Source organism: Microvirga guangxiensis (assembly GCF_900102135.1).
GTDB classification, from domain to species: domain Bacteria; phylum Pseudomonadota; class Alphaproteobacteria; order Rhizobiales; family Beijerinckiaceae; genus Microvirga; species Microvirga guangxiensis.
This window is the reverse complement of record NZ_FMVJ01000002.1, coordinates 120451-137867: the sequence shown is the minus strand read 5'-3', so window position 1 is coordinate 137867 and position 17417 is coordinate 120451. Positions and strand designations below refer to the sequence as shown.

Below are 17417 nucleotides of genomic sequence, written 5' to 3'. Positions count from 1 at the left end.
GATGAGGACAGAGGAAAAGACATCGTCATGGCCGGGACAAGCCCGACATGCCGCTACCGGAGGCATCTTATCCCCACCTCAGTCTCCAGACATTGAACTCCGCCTCCCGACCCGCCATCATCTTCCCACGATGACCATTCCGAACCTGATCACCATCGCCCGCCTCATCATGGTCCCCATCGTGATCGTCATGATCATGCAGCAGCGGTGGGCGGCGGCTTTCATTCTGTTCGTCGTGGCCGGGGTTTCGGATGGGGTCGACGGGTTTATTGCCCGGCACTTCGATATGAAAAGCGAATTCGGGGCCTATATCGATCCTATAGCGGACAAGGCGCTGCTGGTTTCGATCTACGTGGCGCTCGCCGTGGTCGGGGCGATCCCGAGCTGGCTGGCCATCGTGGTGGTGTCCCGGGACGCGATGATCGTGGCAGCGGTGCTCCTGTCCTGGGTCATGAGCCGCCCGGTCGAGATCAAGCCGATCCTGCTGAGCAAGCTCAATACGGCGGCCCAGATCGGCTTTGCGGCCTTTGCCCTCGCGGCCAACGCCTATGGGGTGGAGCTCGCGGGATTTGAGGATATCGCGATGCTGGCCGTTGCCACCTTGACCGTGGCTTCCGCCGGTGCCTATCTCGGAGGCTGGCTGCGGCACATGGCGGCCTGAAAAGACGGTTTTTGGAGTATGGAGCACCGATGACGATCCAACGGCAGATCGGATTCTGGATCGCAGCGCTGGTCGTGGCGGTGTTCCTGCTGTTCGCCCTGCGCGGCATCCTTCTGCCGTTCGTGGCGGGCTTCGCCCTGGCCTACCTGCTCGATCCCCTGGCGGACCGGATGCAGAAGATCGGTGTCGGGCGTCTCGGCGCCAGCCTGTTGATCCTGGTGCTCTTCGTCGTCATCTTCATCATCACGCTCATGATCCTGGTGCCGTTCGCGGCCCAGCAGGTCGGGGCCTTCGTCGAGCGCGTGCCGAGCTATGTGGCGAGGCTTCAGGAGCTGGCAAACGAGCAGCTGAGGCCTCTTCTCGACCGGCTCGGCGCCAACGGCGCCCTGCCGGAGATGCAGACCTCGGTCGGCAATCTCATCAGCCAGGGCATCGCCTGGATCGCCGCCTTCCTCCAGGGACTCTGGTCGGGCGGGCAGGCGTTGCTCAGCATCTTCTCCCTGCTGGTCGTCACCCCGGTCGTCGCCTTCTACATGCTCGTCGATTGGGACCGCATGGTGAGGACGGTGGATTCCTGGATGCCCCTCAGCCAGCGGGACACGATCCGCACCATCGCCCGTGACATCGACCGGGCCATCGCGGGCTTCGTGCGCGGGCAGGCCTTAGTCTGCATCATCCTCGGCACCTTCTATGCGGTGGCCCTCACGATGATCAGCCTGAACTTCGGTGCGCTCATCGGCATGACGGCGGGACTCCTGAGCTTCATTCCCTATGTCGGCTCGCTCACCGGCCTCATCCTTTCCATGGGCGTCGCCATCGTGCAGTTCTGGCCCGACTGGACCATGATCCTGGCGACCCTCGGCATCTTCGTGTTCGGGCAGTTCGTGGAAGGCAACATTCTCTCGCCCAAGCTGGTGGGCGATTCCGTGGGCCTGCATCCCGTCTGGCTCATGTTCGCGCTCGTCGCGTTCGGTGCGCTCTTCGGCTTCGTGGGCCTGCTGCTCGCCGTGCCGCTCGCCGCCGCCATCGGTGTGATCGCGCGCTTCGCGCTGGGCCAGTATCTGGCAAGCCCCCTCTATCGGGGAGCAGGACCCGTGATCCTCCACCCGAAGATCGAGGACAGGGCCGATCTCGATGCGTGATGCGCCCAAGCAGCTGGCCTTCGATCTGCCCCTCGATCCGCGCTTCGGGGCAGAGGACTTTCTCGTCAGCCCTTCCAACGAACAGGCCTATGGCCTCATCGAGGCCTGGCCGGAATGGCCGGATACGATCCTCCTTCTGGTCGGCCCGCGCGGCAGCGGCAAGAGCCATCTGGCCTCGATCTGGGCGACCAATGCCCACGCCTGGACAATCGATGCCCGCGAGATCAGCCAGGACAAGGTCCCGCACCTCGTCTCCAACGGTGCGCTCGCCATCGAGGACATGGACCGGGGCGAGCGGGACGAGGCGGCCCTGTTCCATCTGCTCAACCTGGCGCGGGAGAGGAAGGCCGCCCTTCTGATCACCAGCGAGATGCCGCCGGATCGCTGGGGCCTGAAGACGCCGGATCTGCTTTCGCGCCTGCGGCTTGCGCCGAGCGTCACCCTCGATGCGCCGGACGACGCCCTGCTCAAGGCGGTTCTAGTCAAGCTGTTCGTGGACAGGCAACTCGTGGTCGACACCTCCGTTGTCGATTATATCTCTCTTCGGATCGAACGGTCCCTGGCCAAGGCTTCGGAACTGGTGGCGCTTCTGGACAAGGAGGCGCTCAGCCGGGGGCGGCGGGTGTCCCGGGCGATTGCCGCGGAGATCCTTGGAGCCTCGCAGGAAACGGATGAAATTGAGTGAAGGCTGATCCCACCGCATTGTCGTCGAACCGTCGTGAAACTGTCACGAAGCCCAGAGCAAAACGGACGCCGAAGCAGGAAGCGGCGGAGATCGAAGTGCGTGACACGATGGCCTTGAGGGACATGGAGATCGTCAGCGAAGCTCCCTTTCCGAAAGCCCCGCCGGATATCGAGCTCGATGGCGCGGTGCTGCGCCAGTTCCCCCAACGCTTCATCAATCGCGAACTCTCCTGGCTGCAGTTCAACCGCCGGGTTCTGGAGGAAGCGAACAATCGCAACCATCCGCTGCTGGAGAAGCTGCGTTTTCTTTCCATTTCTGCGGAGAACCTCGACGAGTTCTTCATGGTCCGCGTCGCGGGCCTGCGCGGACATGTGCGTTCCGGGGTTGCCACCATCTCACAGGACGGGCTGACGCCCCAGGAGCAGTTGTCGAAGATTTCGGTCGAGGTGTCGAACCTCGCGTCCGACCAGCAGCGTCGCTGGGGCGAGCTTCGGGAGAAGCTGCAGGGGGAGGGCATCGTCCTCGTCGAAGGTGCGGGCCTCACCAAATCGGAGGCGTCCTGGCTCGAGGATTACTTCCTCAATCACATCTTTCCGGTGCTCACGCCGCTCGCCATCGATCCGGCGCACCCGTTTCCCTTCATCCCGAATCTCGGCTCCTCCATCGCCCTGAAGCTCGTGCGCCAGAGCGACGGCAAGGTGCTGAACGCGCTGATCCGCCTGCCGTCCCGCGGCGAGCGGTTCATCCGCCTGCCGGATTTCGCGGAAACGGGCTCGGCCCGCTTCATCGCGCTGGAGCAGATGATCGTGCTCTACACGAGCCGCCTGTTCCCGGGCTACGCGGTGCAGGGGCAGGGCGCGTTCCGCGTGATCCGCGATTCCGATATCGAAGTGGAGGAAGAGGCCGAGGATCTCGTGCGCCTGTTCGAGACCGCGCTCAAGCAGCGCCGGCGCGGCAGCGTGATCCGTCTCGAAGTCGAAGCCGCCATGCCGGACGACCTGCGTCTCTTCGTGGCCGAGGAGATGGAGGTTTCCGCCGACGAGGTCTTCGTCGTCGAGGGCATGATGGGCCTGCGCGATCTCTCGCAGCTCGTCGCGCTCGAACGTCCCGATCTCAAGTTCAAACCGTATAATCCGCGCTTCCCCGAGCGCATCCGCGAGCATAGCGGCGATTGCTTCGCCGCGATCCGCGAGAAGGACATCATCGTCCATCACCCGTACGAATCCTTCGACGCGGTGGTGCAGTTCCTGCGTCAGGCGGCGGGCGATCCCAACGTGGTGGCGATCAAGCAGACGCTCTATCGCACGTCCTCGGACTCGCCGATCGTCGCGGCGCTTGCAGAGGCTGCGGAGGCGGGCAAGTCCGTCACCGCTCTCGTGGAGCTGAAAGCACGCTTCGACGAGGAAGCGAACATCCGCTGGGCGCGCGATCTCGAACGCGCGGGCGCGCAGGTCGTGTTCGGTTTCATCGAGCTCAAGACCCACGCCAAGCTCTCCATGGTGGTGCGCCGCGAAGGCAGCCAGCTCATCACCTATTGCCATGTGGGCACGGGCAATTATCACCCCATCACGGCGCGCATCTACACCGACCTGTCCTATTTTACCGCCGACCCTGTGATCGGTCGCGACGTGTCGCGCATCTTCAATTTCGTGACGGGCTATGCGGAGCCGGCGGAGCTGGAGCGGATGGCGGTGTCGCCGCTCACCTTGAGAAAGCGCCTGCTCCAGCACATCGAGGAAGAGATCGCTCATGTGAAGGCCGGACGGCCCGGCGCAATCTGGGGCAAGTGCAACTCGCTCGTCGATCCCGGCATCATCGATGCGCTCTACGATGCCAGCGCCGCTGGCGTGCAGATCGACCTCATCGTGCGCGGCATCTGCTGCCTGAGGCCGGGCATCAAGGGGTTGTCCGAGAACATCCGCGTGAAGTCCATCGTCGGGCGCTTCCTGGAGCACACGCGCATCTATGCCTTCGGCAACGGGCAGGGCCTGCCCAATCCCAAGGCGCATGTTTACATCTCCTCCGCCGACCTGATGACGCGCAATCTCGACCGCCGCGTCGAGGCGCTCCTGCCCATCGTCAATCCCACGGTTCACCAGCAGGTTCTCGATCAGATCATGCTCGCTAACCTTCTCGACAACGAGCAGAGCTGGGCGGTTCTGCCCGACGGCACGAGCCAGCGCATGGCACCCGCCAAGGGCGATGAGCCGTTCAACGCACACAAGTATTTCATGACGAATCCCAGCCTCTCCGGTCGCGGAAAATCCCTCAAGACGTCCAGCCCGAAGGCTCTTGCGAAACGGGGGCAGCGCTGACATGTCGCCCATCAGCCAGGAAGCCCAGGGCAGGCTCAAGATCGGCCGCCCCGTCGCCATCATCGATATCGGCTCGAACTCCGTCCGCCTTGTGGCCTATGAGGGCCTGTCCCGGGCGGTGACTCCGATCTACAACGAGAAGGTTCTCTGCGGCCTCGGCCGCCACGTGGCGACCACGGGCCGTCTCGACGACGGAGCGGTGGACAGGGCGCTGCGCGCGCTCGCCCGCTTTCGGGTGCTGTGCGACACGATGCAGGTGTCCGAGGTGTTCGTGCTCGCCACCGCCGCGGCGCGCGATGCGTCCAACGGTCCTGCGTTCCTGGAAGCGGCGGAGAAAGCCTGCGGCCGCCCCATCAGCCTATTGTCCGGCGCCGAGGAAGCGCGCTTCTCCGCACTCGGCGTCGTCGCGGGTTTCCATAAGCCGGATGGCATCGTGGGCGACATGGGCGGCGGCAGCCTGGAGCTCGTCGACGTGGATGGTTCGTTCGTGGGGCAGGGCACCACCATGCCGCTCGGCGGCCTCGCCCTGCAGGACATGAGCGGCGGCTCGCTCAAGAAGGCGCAGAAGATCGTGCGCGCCGCCCTGGAACGCGCCCCGGAATATCTCGCGAACCTGCATGGCCGCACCTTTTACGCGGTCGGCGGCACGTGGCGCGCCCTTGCGCGCCTGCACCAAGCCGCGCGGGATTATCCCCTCCATGTGATGCACAGCTATATCTTCAATCCCGAGGATGGGCTCGACTTCCTGCGTCTCGTGGAAGGAGCGGACACGAAGACCCTCAAGGACATCGAGAGCGTCTCCGAGGCCCGCCGTCCGCTTCTGGTTTACGGCGCCATCCTGCTGGAAGAGATCATCCGTCTCGGCGAGCCGAAGGAGGTGGCCATCTCCGCGTTCGGCGTTCGCGAAGGCGTTCTGTTCGACAGGCTCGATCCGGACACGCAGAAGCGCGATCCGCTTCTCGCTGCAGCAAGCGACCTCAACCTCCTGCGCTCCCGCTCGCCGCGCCATGGCGAGGAGCTGTGCGAGTGGACGGAAGGCTTCATGAAAAGCCTCGGGGTCACGGAAACCGAGACCGAGACGCGCCTGCGCCGCGCCGCCTGCCTCTTGGCCGATATCGGCTGGCGCGCTCACCCGGATTATCGCGGCGAGCAGAGCCTCAACCTCATTGCCTACGGCGCTTTCGCGGGCCTCGATCATCCGGGCCGCGCCTATCTCGCGCTTTCCATCTTCTTCCGGCACGAGGGCCTCTCGCCCGACAAGGTGGGCTCTCGCATCAAGTCGCTGGCGGGGCCGCGCCATATGGAGCGCGCGCGCCTGCTCGCCGCGCTCATGCGTGTCGCCTATCCGGTGTCCGTATCGATGGAGGGCATTCTCCCACAGGCTCCCCTGCAGGCGCGCGGCAAGCAGGTCGTGCTGCAACTGCCGTCGCAGATGAAGGACCTCGCCAACGAACGCCTCGCAGGCCGCATGAAGGCGCTGGGCAAGCTCCTCAACATGGAGCCGGTGGTTGAGATAACAGGCTAGGCGGGTCTACCCGATCTCCCGCAGCCGCACCCGTCCGCGTTCCAGCACGAGACCGAGCTGGCCGTTCTTCAAGGCCAGCGCCTTCTCGCCGAACAGCGCGCGGCGCCAGCCGTGAAGGGACGGCACGTCCGCAGTGTCGCTGTCGGCGATGGCCTCCAGCTCCTCGACGGTAGCGACGATCTTCGGCGCCACGCCTTCCTGCTCGGCCACGGCCTTGAGCAGGACCTTCAGGAGGTCGACCACGGCGCCGGTATTGCCGCGCCCGCGGCTGCGCTCGGGCATGGGGATGCTCGCCGGGTCGCGGGACAGGCCACGCTCTACGGCCTCCAAGATGTCGCCGCCCGTGCGGGAGCGCTCGAACCCGTTGGGGATGGTGCGCAGGCGGCCGAGGGCTTCCACGGAGCGGGGAGCTGAGGTGGCGACGTCGATGAGCGCGTCGTCCTTGAGAATGCGGCCTCGGGGAACGTCGCGGCTCTGGGCCTCGCGCTCGCGCCAGGCGGCGACCTCCATCAGGACGGCGACCTCCTTCGGCTTGCGCAGGCGGCCGGCGAGGCGGCGCCAGGCATTGGCCGGATCGGCCTGATAAGTCTCGGGGGAGGTGAGGATGGACATTTCCTCGACCAGCCAGGTGAGGCGCCCGTTCTTCTCGAGCTGGCTCATCAGCGCCTCGTAGACCTTCACCAGATGGGTGACGTCCGACATGGCATAGATGAGCTGGGCATCGGTGAGGGGACGGCGCGACCAATCGGTGAAGCGGGAGGACTTGTCGACCTTCGCCTTGGCGAGGTCGTTCACCAGCTGCTCGTAGGACACCGAATCGCCGTAGCCGCACACCATGGCCGCGACCTGAGTGTCGAAGAGGGGCTCGGGGACGATGCCTCCGAGATTCCAGATGATCTCCAGATCCTGGCGGGCCGAGTGGAAAACCTTCACCACGCCCTTGTCGGACATGAGCGCCATGAAGGGCTCAAGGCTCATGCCCTCGGCCAGCGGGTCGATGAGATAGGCATCAGCAGGGTCGGGCCCCGCCATCTGGATCAGGCAGAGCTTGGGATAATAGGTGGTCTCGCGCAGAAACTCCGTGTCGACGGTGACGAACGGATGTTGGCTCAGGCGGGAGCAGGCGGCGGACAGCGCCTCGGTGGTCGTAATCAAATCCATGAAGACGTCTCATAACCTAAGCCTGCGGTTCAGGCGACTCCGTTTCAAAGGCCCGAGCCGATCAATCCCCTCAAATTCCATGGGTTTCTATAGGGCGGCAAGCTGAGCCATTGACAGGCTTATGTAATTATATAGCTTTTGTGGGCCGGTTCCTGTTTCAAACCGATGGTTTGCGGGGCCGGTTGAGCAACGATGCTACAGAGGGAACATCAACATGAGCATCTTTCCGAAGAACGGCCTTTTCCCGAAGCACGAGACCTTCCCCAAGGCCGAGGATTTCCCCCGGACTGAGGCTTTCCCGTTCCCGTAAGAATTCTCCCTGAACAGGCTGGGATCTCGCCTGCGGCCTAATCGTCGCCAGGAGGCGGAGGGGTGCCTCTGAGAGCAACAGCACTTCAGGCCCGTGATCTCGATTGACGGAAAGGTCGGCTGGAATGCCGGCCTTTCTATTTCCCCCTTGCCCTCATTCGCAGGGCCTTCATCCGCTCCCTGGCTTGGCGCTCCGCCCTCTTCATGAGCCAGTCGAGGATGTTGCGGTCCACCACGAGCCCGGTCTCCGCATCCTCCAGCCTTTCGATCCGGTCGACACGGAAGCCCCGATACCCGTCATCGGCCATGTCGATGCCACCGAGAAGCATCTTGCCGGGCCCCACCTTCAGCTCGCGCGCGATCACCCAGCGCCGGGTCGGATTTCCGGCTTGGTCCACATAGTCGATCTCAAGCGCACCATCGAAGGGATAGACATGCCAATTCCCCTCGATCCGCTCCTCCTGAGGAGCGTTCGAGCCGTGCTTGAGCAGGGATGTTGCATGGTTTTGGATCATAGGGATGATATGGGAATTCACCCTTTGTTCCACAAGGGAGAAATGCTTATAAAATAAGGGTTTGAGGGCGAAAATCGGGGTGCCGGGGAGGGGCTGGGGCCTCGCCTCATGCGGCGGCTGAATTCGTGGTCGTTATCAGATCTGAGCGCGTGTTCCCTCCCCCTTGCGGGGAGGGGTTAGGGGTGGGGGTCGGACAGTCGGAGTGCAGCCAGCATCCAGACCGCACGACAGCCCTACGGCACATCCCCTCTCCCGGGTGGGAGAGGGGCAGGGGTGAGAGGTGTGGCCTTTCCGGACAAGGCAGTCCCTCACCCGGAGCTGCGCTCCGACCTCTCCCACCCGGGAGAGGTCTTCCCGTGTCTCGCTGGTTCAGCCGCTCACCCAGTCAAACCACCCCAACCCCTCCCTGCAAGGGAGAGGGGAACACGCGCCTCGTCCTCTGATGATCTAGGCTCTGGCTGAGATGGATGCAATGTTCTTGCTTTGTTCTTGACTTTTGTCCTGCCTTGTGGTTAAGGTTGGCGGGTCTGGTTCTCGCGAGGGACGTGCCCGAGGCGTCGGTTGCGGAGACTGGATACGGTTCTGGTCGGCTGCGGGTCTCGCACCCCGCATGCCCCAGGGGCCTGAGCGGGGAGGAAGGGGCGCTGAGCTTGTTCGGGCAGGCTGCGTCCACGCTCCCCCAGCCTTGCCGGTGCTGGAGTAAACTCCAGGGCCGCGCGTCGAGCACGCGCCGTAAAGCGTCTCTGAGGGTTCGTCCCTGATGGCGCCGGAGAGCCAAGGCCGGACCCACAAAAGCCGTGCGCGGGACGCCTTGAGCTTCCCTGGTCCGGGCGGATCTCCCGCCCCGAATACCTTTCGCGCGCTCCGCCGGGGCCTGCGAAGCCGAATGCGTCCCGCGCTTCCCTCGTCCTTACGGACAAAGCCAGGACAAGCCTGAAGCCACCCGCCCGAAACCGGCGGGGTCGCCCGAACATGGCCTCCATTCGTGGTTCGTCCTTGACTTCCCCGGTCTCCCATGGATGTTGCGCGTAACACCGAACCAGCAGGCTTTTTCCATGTCCGCCTCCATGCATCGTTACCGTTCCCATACCTGCGGCGCGCTCCGCGAATCCGATGTCGGCCAGGTGGCCCGCCTGTCCGGCTGGTGCCACCGCATCCGCGACCACGGCGGCGTGCTGTTCATCGACCTGCGCGACCATTACGGCATGACGCAGTGCGTGATCGATCCCGATTCCCCCGCCTTCAAGCTGGCCGAGACGGCCCGCTCCGAGTGGGTGGTCCGCGTGGACGGCAAGGTGCGCAAGCGCCCGGCAGGCACCGAGAACGCCGAGCTGCCGACCGGCATGATCGAGGTCTACATCACCGACATGGAAGTGCTGGGCCCGGCGGACGAGCTGCCGATGCCGGTCTTCGGCGACCAGGAATACCCGGAAGAGACCCGCCTCAAGTACCGCTATCTCGACCTTCGCCGCGAGAAGCTGCACAACAACATCATGAAGCGCGGCGCCATCGTCGACTCGCTCCGCACCCGCATGAAGACAAGTGGCTTCTTCGAATTCACGACGCCGATCCTGACGGCCTCGTCGCCTGAAGGCGCGCGCGACTTCCTCGTGCCCTCGCGCATTCATCCCGGCAAGTTCTACGCGCTGCCGCAGGCTCCGCAGCAGTTCAAGCAGCTGATCATGATGTCCGGCTTCGACCGGTACTTCCAGATCGCGCCCTGCTTCCGCGACGAGGACCCGCGCGCCGACCGCCTGCCGGGCGAGTTCTACCAGCTCGACGTGGAAATGAGCTTCGTCACGCAGGAAGACATCTTCCAGACCATGGAGCCGGTGATCCGCGACACCTTCAAGGAATTCGCCGACGGCAAGCCGGTGACGGACGTGTTCCCGCGCATCCCGTATTTCGAGTCGATGCTGAAATACGGCTCCGACAAGCCAGACCTGCGCAACCCGCTCATCATCGCCGACGTGTCGGAAGTGTTCGAGCGTGAGGACGTGACCTTCAATGCGTTCAAGAACGTGGTGAAGGGCGGCGGCGTCGTGCGCGCCATTCCGGCGACAGGCGCTGCCTCGCAGCCGCGCTCCTTCTTCGACAAGCTCAACGACTGGGCGCGCTCGGAAGGCGCTCCCGGCCTCGGCTACATCGTGTATGAGGAAGAGGGCGGCCAGATCGTCGCCAAGGGCCCGATCGCCAAGTTCATCCCGGAAGCCGCTCAGGCCGTCATCCGCGAGAAGGCGGGCATCAAGGCAGGCGACGCGGTGTTCTTCTCGGCGGGCAACGAGGACAAGGCCGCCTCGCTCGCGGGCAAGGCGCGCGTGCGCATCGGCGACGAGCTGGGCTTGGGCAACAAGGACCAGTTCGCGTTCTGCTGGATCGTCGACTTCCCGCAATACGAGTGGAACGAGGACGAGAAGAAGATCGACTTCTCCCACAACCCGTTCTCCATGGGCAACATGGACCACGACGAGTTCATGGCCCTCGACCCGTCGGATAAGGACAAGATCCTCAAGATGACGGCGTTCCAGTACGACATGGTCTGCAACGGCTACGAGATGGCCTCCGGCTCGATCCGTAACCACCGTCCCGACCGCATGGTGAAGGCCTTCGAGATCGCCGGCTACGGCGAGCAGGAAGTCATGGACCGCTTCGGCGGGATGTACCGCGCGTTCCAGTACGGCGCTCCGCCCCACGGCGGCATGGCCGCCGGCGTGGACCGCATCGTGATGCTGCTCTGCGGCGCGCAGAACCTGCGCGAGATCACGCTCTTCCCCATGAACCAGAAGGCGGAAGACCTGCTGCTCGGCGCGCCCTCCGAGGCGACGCCCAAGCAGCTGCGTGAGCTGCACATCCGCACGAACTTGCCGGAGAAATAAGCCGGCATTTGATGATCCTTGTTCGGCAGCGCCCAGGCGCTGCCGAACTGTTTTAGGCCCTGGGCCAAGGCCTCATGTTCGCTTCGCCACCGGAGAAGAACATTGACGGCGGAGGACAGGGCGCTCACAAGATCCATAGAAACAAAAACGGTTGGGTAAGGAGCGTTGGAGATGGGAGAGAACATCTCGCAGGATCTGAAATCGGGGGCGATGTTCTACCATCAGTACCCGCGTCCCGGTAAGCTCGAGATCCAGCCCACCAAGCCCCTCGGCAACCAGCGCGACTTGGCGCTTGCCTATTCCCCCGGCGTGGCCGCCCCCTGCGAGGCCATCGTGGACGATCCGGATCAGGCCGCCAACCTGACCTCCCGCCAGAACCTCGTGGCCGTCATCTCCAACGGCACTGCCGTGCTCGGCCTCGGCGATATCGGCCCGCTCGCCTCCAAGCCCGTGATGGAAGGCAAGGCGGTCCTGTTCAAGAAGTTCTCCGGCATCGACGTGTTCGATATCGAGGTGGCGGAGAAGAACGTGGACAAGCTCGTCGAGGTGATCGCGGCGCTCGAGCCCACCTTCGGCGGCATCAACCTCGAGGACATCAAGGCTCCCGAATGCTTCGAGGTGGAGGAGCAGTTGAAGGCCCGCATGGGCATTCCCGTCTTCCACGACGACCAGCATGGCACCGCCATCATCGTGGGCGCCGCCGTCACCAACGCGCTTGAGCTTGCCGGAAAGCGCATCGAGGACGTGAAGATCGTCACGTCGGGTGCAGGCGCTGCTGCGCTCGCTTGTCTCAACCTGCTCGTGTCGCTCGGGGCCAAGCGCGAGAACATCTGGGTCACGGACATCGAAGGCGTCGTTCATGACGGCCGCAACGAGCTCATGGATCGCTGGAAGTCGGTCTACGCGCAGAAGACCGATGCGCGCACGCTCAGCGATGTGATCACCGATGCGGATGTGTTCCTCGGTCTCTCGGCGGGCGGCATCCTGAAGCCGGCATTGCTCGCCAAGATGGCGCCGCGCCCGCTGATCATGGCGCTTGCCAATCCCTATCCCGAGATCATGCCGGAGGAGGCTGAGGCCGCGCGTCCCGACGCGATGATCTGCACGGGCCGTTCCGATTACCCGAACCAGGTCAACAACGTTCTCTGCTTTCCCTACATCTTCCGTGGCGCGCTCGATGTGGGCGCAACCACCATCAACGAGGAGATGAAGGCCGCCGCCGTGAAGGCGATCGCGGGTCTTGCGCGGGAAGCCCCGTCCGAAGTCGTGGCGCGCGCCTATGGCGGCGAGGCACACCCCTTCGGGCGCAAGTCGCTGATCCCCAGCCCGTTCGATCCGCGCCTGATCCTGCGCATCGCGCCGGCGGTGGCGAAGGCCGCCATGGATTCCGGTGTCGCCAAGCGCCCGCTGGAGGATCTGGAGGCCTATACCGAGTCACTCGGCCGCTTCGTGTTCCGTTCAGGCTTCATCATGAAGCCGCTCTTCTCGCAGGCTAAAGCCAATCCGAAGCGCGTGATCTATGCCGAGGGCGAGGACGAGCGCGTGCTGCGCGCGGTGCAGGTGATCGTCGAAGAGCGCCTTGCAAAGCCCATCCTGATCGGCCGCCCGAACGTGGTGGAGGCGCGCATCAAGCGCTTCGGCCTCTCCATGGAAATCGGCAGGCATTTCGATCTGGTGAACCCGGAGGACGATCCGCGCTATCGCGACTATGTCGCGACCTACGTTGAAGCGGCAGGCCGCAAGGGCATCACGCCGGATGCGGCGAAGACGCTCGTTCGCACCAACAACACAGTCATCGGCGCGCTGGCGGTGAGGCGAGGGGATGCGGATGCGCTGATCTGCGGCCTCGAGGGACGTTTCCAGTCCCGCGTGAAGCACATCAAGGACATCATCGGCCTCGCTCCCGGCGTGCACGAGATGGCGGCGCTCTCGCTCGTCATCACGTCGAAGGGCGCGTACTTCCTGGCCGATACCCATGTGCAGTTCGATCCGAACGCGGAAGAGATCGCCGACATGACGATTGCCTGCGCGAGCCATGTGCGCCGCTTCGGCATGGAGCCGAAGATCGCGCTGCTCTCTCACTCGGATTTCGGCGCATCCGACAGCCGCTCCGCGCTGAAGATGCGCGAGGCCCTGGCCTGCATCAACGAGCGCGCGCCCGATCTCGAAGTTGACGGCGAGATGCAGGCGGATTCCGCCCTGTCCCAGATGATCCGCGATCGGGTGAATCCCACCTCGCGCCTCAAGGACGAGGCGAACATCCTGATCATGCCGAACCTGGATGCGGCCAACATCGCCTTCCAGTTCACGAAGATGCTGGCGGATGCTCTCCCCGTCGGCCCGATCCTCATCGGCCCGGCAAAGCCCGCCCACATCCTCACGCCGTCGGTGACGGCGCGCGGCATCGTCAACCTGACCGCCATCGCCGTCGTGGAGGCGCAGGCCGTGGAGCAGGATCAGCCGATGCTGATTTGATTGAGCATCAAAGTTTGCTGTTCACATATGGCCGGGAAAGTCCCGGCCATATTTTTGCCGATCATCCTGCCTCGGACGCCTGCCGAGGAGGGCTCCTCAGGATGAGGCGGGGGCTCTGATATGGAGCCCGGATGGCTCACTCAGCCGTGGCGGTGATGTTGAGTTTCTCCAGCATCGCCTTCGGGTCGGATGCGAGCATCGCATCCATCACACCGAAGCCCGAGGGGTTCTTCGGCTGAGCATTGATGGTGAGCTTGCCGGGATTCTCGATGAAGCGGGAGATGGCCTTGCCGAGAGTCCTGGATTGTTCAGAATTGCCGATCATGCCCGACAGAACGAGCGGTGTGGCGCCCGCATACAGCTTCTGCAGAGAGTCCGGCGTCGTGCCCGCGTCCTTCGCGGCACTCTCCAGATAGCGTTCCACCAAGCCCTTGTTCTCGACGACGATGTTGGCGGCTTTCGCCTTGGCTCCGATCATCGCTGCGGAGGCCGTCGCCTCATCGGCGCTGAAAAGGTCCGGACTGACATTGCCGATGATCCCTGTCAGGCGCACGCTTCCCATGTCTTTTCCGTCCATCGAGAACTCCTTGATGGCGATCTCGTTGGTGGCCTCGTTCCAGGTAGCGGCGGCTACGAAGGAGCCGTCGATCGATTTGTAGCCGAGGGCCTGAAGCTGCTGGGCCAGCTCGTCGGTGCTGTTGTCCGGCAGGGTCGTGGAGAGATTGCGCTGCTCGAAACGGATGTTCGTCGGAATGCCGTTCACCGGCTTGTCAGCCGTGAGCTCCATGAGCCCTATGGCGACGCGCATGAGTTCGTCTGGCTTGTCATCGGAGGCGGGCGCCTCGATGTCCATATCCGTGATGCGAAGCGTTCCCAGGGTCGGGATGAGGCTCCTCACGTCGGCGCTGTCGAGATCCTTCAGCGGCTTGTCGCCGAGCGCCTTCAGGCCGTTCAGGGTTGGAGTGACGGAAAACCCTTTGAGGCTGATGGCGCCGATCTTCAAACGGGAATCCGCATCGGCGAACTCGATCCCTTCCACCCGCGCTTCGGCTGCCTCTGAGCCGGTCGCGCCGGTATAGGCTATGCGGGCGATGGAGCCGGATTCCTTGTTGTCCTGTCCATTGCCTTTGAGGGTGATGCCCGTCGCTTCGACGAAGCCTGCATCGAAGGCGCCGAGGATGTCCGCCGCGCTCAGCAGCAGGCGGGTGTCCTCCTCGGGCGAGGTCTGCTCCTTCTCGGAAAGCTCCTTGATGAGAGCAATGGTGCCGTTCCAGGAATCCTTCGTTGGGCGAGCCATGATATCCCTGCCGCCAATGCGGGCGATCTGGGCGTTGAACCCCTCCGCGCTGTCGGTCACATCGATCTTCTCGATAGAGAACTCGCCATGCAGCTTGCTGAGAGGGGCCGAAGTATCCTTCGTTTCGTAGAGACGTGCGAAGGCGGGCAGATCGAGATCGCGGATGCTGGTCCGGCCATAGCTCATGAGGGTCGGGCCCTTCCCACCCGTCTCCTCGATAGCCGTCGTCTCGATCGCGAGCGAGCCGACCTTGCCGAGCACGATGTCGGACAGAGTGCCATTGCGGTAGAAGATCGTCTGTGTCTCGTTGCCGAGTTTGTGAACGACCTTGAGTTCAGGAACGCTGACCTGCCTGGCGTTGATTCGGGCGAGGCGCTCCGCGAAAGGCTCGGAGCTGGAGGAGAGCAGGCTTTCGATTTCGCTGCGGGCGAGAGACACGCCGGTGAAGTCGATACGCTTCGCTTCATAGGAGAAAGGCCCCCAGGTGAACCGCACGTTCTCGACGCTGAACGTATCGGCTGCCTGGGCGAAGGCTGAGCTCCAGAGGGATGTCCTGACGGCTCCGACGGAAATCTGCTGCGCGCCGGTGTCGACCACGAGATCGCGGAGGATCGCGGGTTCGAATTGCATCGCGGCCGTACCCGCCACGAGGGCAAGGGCGCAGACGCTTGAGCGGTGAAGGAGCTTCATTCTATCCCTACGAGAAACCGAAGGCCTGAAGCCTTCTGAAAGACCTCAGGCCGAAAAATCCTGTGAGAAGGCTAGAGCGGGGGGCAGGGTTTCACAAGGAGAACGAGGTGCCGCAGCCGCAGGAAGCTGTGGCGTGAGGGTTCTCGATCTTGAAGGATTGACCAATCAGGTCGTCGACAAAATCGATCACGGAACCGTCCATGTATTGAACCGAGACCTCATCGACCACGACGGTCGCCCCGTCCTTCTCGATGAGGAGGTCGTCGTCCTGCCGGGTCCTGTCCACGTCGAAAGCGTATTGGAACCCGGAACAGCCGCCTCCGTTGACGCTGATTCTCAGCATCGACCCTTGCGGCTCTGTGGCCATGATCTCATTGATGCGGCGGGCGGCTCGTTCTGTGAGGGAAATTCCAGGCATGGTGCTTCCGGTCCTTGAAGGACATAAATCTTGGACAAGCTCTTAAGAGCAAGGTAAGTGCGCCCTGACAAGGCTTCAACCCGGGGAAGACAGTGCGGCCCTTTGGCGAGAGATGGCGAGCTCCCTATGCCTGCGATCCATGGGCGAGCCGTGGACGGCTTTACCCGACGGCGGTCTCTCCGACCCGGAGCGATTTTCAGCGTGACCGCGACCGGATCATCCATTCTTCGGCCTTCCGGCGGCTCAAGCACAAGACCCAGGTATTCGTCTATCACGAGGGCGACCACTTCCGCACTCGGCTCACCCATACCATCGAGGTGAGCCAGATCGCCCGCGCCTTGGCCCGATCCCTCGGCCTGGACGAGGATCTGGCGGAAGCCTTGGCGCTCTCCCATGACCTTGGCCACACGCCTTTCGGCCATACGGGCGAGGACACGCTCGAGGAGTGCATGTCGGCCTTCGGCGGTTTCGACCATAATGCCCAGGCCTTGCGCGTCGTGACCCGTCTGGAGCGCCGCTACCCCGATTATGATGGGCTGAACCTGACCTGGGAAACCCTGGAAGGACTGGTCAAGCATAACGGCCCGCTGCTCGAGGCAGACGGCAAGCCGACCCTGCGCTATGCCGAGCGAGGCGTACCGCTCGCCATCCTGGAATACAACGCCATCCAGGATCTTGAACTTGCCACCTACGCCAGCGGAGAAGCCCAGGCCGCCGCCATTGCCGACGACATCGCTTATGACGCTCACGACATCGACGATGGCCTGAGGGCAGGGTTGTTCAAGATCGACGATCTGCGCGAGGTGCCGCTGCTAGCTGAGATCCTCGCCGAGATCGACGGCCGCTGGCCGAGCCTCGACCTCTCCCGGCGCATCCACGAGCTTACCCGCCGGGTCATCACCCGTTTCGTGGAGGATGTGGTGGCCGAAGGCGACCGGCGAATTGCGGCGCTCAAGCCTCGGACGGCAGAGGATATCCGCAGGGCACATGAAACGATGGTCTGCTTCTCCAAGGATATGCGGGACGCCGACGCTGCCATCAAGCGATTCCTCTACGCCCACATGTATCGCCATCCGGAGGTGATGCGGGTCCGGGCGCAGGCCGATGCCATTCTGCGCGATCTCTTCCGCCGCTTCAAAGCCGAGCCGGAGCTGATGCCGGACGAATGGCAGGCGGACCTGCCGAGGGATGACGAGCCGCGCCTTGCCCGCCGGGTGGCTGATTACATTGCAGGCATGACGGACCGTTATGCGATGCTCGAGCACCGACGTTTGTTTGACGTAACGCCGGACTTGCGTTAGGCGCGGCTAAGCCTTTTGAAAATTTACCCGCAGACCTTGTCCTGAAG

Annotated in this window: 12 protein-coding genes; 8 read left to right on the top strand and 4 right to left on the bottom strand. The window is 63.7% G+C overall.

Going from position 1 to position 17417, the window contains the following annotated elements; genetic code table 11:
- Positions 1-130 precede the first annotated feature (130 nt).
- From BLP10_RS00635 to ppx, 5 genes are all read left to right on the top strand, one after another.
- A complete protein-coding gene (locus tag BLP10_RS00635) occupies positions 131-661 on the top strand; it encodes a CDP-alcohol phosphatidyltransferase family protein (protein ID WP_091128146.1) in 531 nt (176 codons plus the stop codon).
- A gap of 29 nt (positions 662-690) precedes the next feature.
- Positions 691-1803, top strand: a complete 1113-nt coding sequence (locus BLP10_RS00630) for an AI-2E family transporter (protein WP_091128143.1) — start codon at positions 691-693, stop codon at positions 1801-1803.
- Entirely contained in the window at positions 1796-2488 is a 693-nt protein-coding gene (locus tag BLP10_RS00625; RefSeq protein WP_091128139.1) for a P-loop NTPase family protein, read from the top strand. The genes BLP10_RS00630 and BLP10_RS00625 overlap by 8 nt, the downstream gene beginning before the upstream one ends.
- Positions 2489-2610: 122 nt before the next feature.
- On the top strand, positions 2611-4803 hold the full coding sequence (locus BLP10_RS00620) for an RNA degradosome polyphosphate kinase (protein ID WP_425286929.1): 2193 nt from the start codon (positions 2611-2613) through the stop codon (positions 4801-4803).
- A gap of 1 nt (position 4804) precedes the next feature.
- Entirely contained in the window at positions 4805-6328 is a 1524-nt protein-coding gene (gene ppx, locus BLP10_RS00615) for an exopolyphosphatase (protein WP_091128134.1), read from the top strand.
- Positions 6329-6334: 6 nt separating this feature from the next.
- On the opposite strand, the gene rnd is transcribed toward ppx, so the two are convergent.
- Entirely contained in the window at positions 6335-7489 is a 1155-nt protein-coding gene (rnd, locus tag BLP10_RS00610; RefSeq protein WP_091128130.1) for a ribonuclease D, read from the bottom strand.
- A gap of 446 nt (positions 7490-7935) precedes the next feature.
- On the bottom strand, positions 7936-8334 hold the full coding sequence (locus BLP10_RS00605; RefSeq protein ID WP_244510337.1) for a hypothetical protein: 399 nt from the start codon (positions 8332-8334) through the stop codon (positions 7936-7938).
- A gap of 1046 nt (positions 8335-9380) precedes the next feature.
- On the opposite strand from BLP10_RS00605, the gene aspS reads away from it, so the two are divergent.
- Together aspS and BLP10_RS00595 are read left to right on the top strand one after the other, a co-directional pair.
- Complete coding sequence (gene aspS, locus BLP10_RS00600) at positions 9381-11189, top strand: aspartate--tRNA ligase (protein ID WP_091129945.1); 1809 nt, start codon at positions 9381-9383, stop codon at positions 11187-11189.
- Positions 11190-11360: 171 nt separating this feature from the next.
- Positions 11361-13664: an NADP-dependent malic enzyme gene (locus BLP10_RS00595; RefSeq protein WP_091128121.1), complete on the top strand. Its 2304-nt coding sequence runs from the start codon at positions 11361-11363 to the stop codon at positions 13662-13664.
- 136 nt (positions 13665-13800) lie between these two features.
- On the opposite strand, the gene BLP10_RS00590 is transcribed toward BLP10_RS00595, so the two are convergent.
- The gene (locus tag BLP10_RS00590; protein ID WP_091128117.1) at positions 13801-15651 is read right to left on the bottom strand and encodes a hypothetical protein; all 1851 of its coding nucleotides are present in this window, start codon (positions 15649-15651) and stop codon (positions 13801-13803) included.
- A gap of 91 nt (positions 15652-15742) precedes the next feature.
- The gene (gene erpA / locus BLP10_RS00585; RefSeq protein ID WP_091128115.1) at positions 15743-16069 is read right to left on the bottom strand and encodes an iron-sulfur cluster insertion protein ErpA; all 327 of its coding nucleotides are present in this window, start codon (positions 16067-16069) and stop codon (positions 15743-15745) included.
- A gap of 92 nt (positions 16070-16161) precedes the next feature.
- Here erpA and BLP10_RS00580 point away from each other — a divergent pair, with 92 nt between their 5' ends.
- Positions 16162-17370: a deoxyguanosinetriphosphate triphosphohydrolase gene (locus BLP10_RS00580; protein WP_091128111.1), complete on the top strand. Its 1209-nt coding sequence runs from the start codon at positions 16162-16164 to the stop codon at positions 17368-17370.
- The last annotated feature ends 47 nt before the right edge of the window (positions 17371-17417 follow it).

Bases quoted from the DNA above. Each gene is read 5' to 3' on its own strand.
- BLP10_RS00635 (WP_091128146.1), top strand. From the start codon at position 131: ATGACCATTCCGAACCTGATCACCATCGCCCGCCTCATCATGGTCCCC.
- BLP10_RS00630 (WP_091128143.1), top strand. From the start codon at position 691: ATGACGATCCAACGGCAGATCGGATTCTGGATCGCAGCGCTGGTCGTG.
- BLP10_RS00625 (WP_091128139.1), top strand. From the start codon at position 1,796: ATGCGTGATGCGCCCAAGCAGCTGGCCTTCGATCTGCCCCTCGATCCG.
- BLP10_RS00620 (WP_425286929.1), top strand. From the start codon at position 2,611: ATGGAGATCGTCAGCGAAGCTCCCTTTCCGAAAGCCCCGCCGGATATC.
- ppx (WP_091128134.1), top strand. From the start codon at position 4,805: ATGTCGCCCATCAGCCAGGAAGCCCAGGGCAGGCTCAAGATCGGCCGC.
- rnd (WP_091128130.1), bottom strand. From the start codon at position 7,489: ATGGATTTGATTACGACCACCGAGGCGCTGTCCGCCGCCTGCTCCCGC.
- aspS (WP_091129945.1), top strand. From the start codon at position 9,381: ATGCATCGTTACCGTTCCCATACCTGCGGCGCGCTCCGCGAATCCGAT.
- BLP10_RS00595 (WP_091128121.1), top strand. From the start codon at position 11,361: ATGGGAGAGAACATCTCGCAGGATCTGAAATCGGGGGCGATGTTCTAC.
- BLP10_RS00590 (WP_091128117.1), bottom strand. From the start codon at position 15,651: ATGAAGCTCCTTCACCGCTCAAGCGTCTGCGCCCTTGCCCTCGTGGCG.
- erpA (WP_091128115.1), bottom strand. From the start codon at position 16,069: ATGCCTGGAATTTCCCTCACAGAACGAGCCGCCCGCCGCATCAATGAG.